Consider the following 252-nt stretch of genomic DNA (forward strand, 5'->3'; position numbering starts at 1 on the left):
AGTGGATTGACCTTGCAAGGCTGAGCGATCCCTGGGGCTTGTGCTGCGGTGCGTTGCGCCGGAGGCCAAATGCCGGTCTCCGACCCGCACGCGACTATAATGCGCTCCATGCAAGCCGTCGCCGCCAGCCCGAAGGACATTTTCAGTCACCGCAAGTACTGGGCGGCGCGCTTCGGTACGGCCCCGTTCCTGCCGATGTCGCGCGCGGAAATGGACAAGCTGGGCTGGGATGAATGCGACATCATCCTGATC

General features: G+C 63.1%; 1 protein-coding gene. It reads left to right on the top strand.

The window, feature by feature from the left end:
* Positions 1-69 precede the first annotated feature (69 nt).
* Positions 70-252: hypothetical protein (locus RYX56_RS24040; RefSeq protein ID WP_317124342.1), on the top strand; the 183-nt coding region annotated here is incomplete at its 3' end.

Source organism: Alkalihalophilus lindianensis, from assembly GCF_032843265.1.
Taxonomy (GTDB): domain Bacteria; phylum Bacillota; class Bacilli; order Bacillales; family Bacillaceae_D; genus Alkalihalophilus; species Alkalihalophilus lindianensis.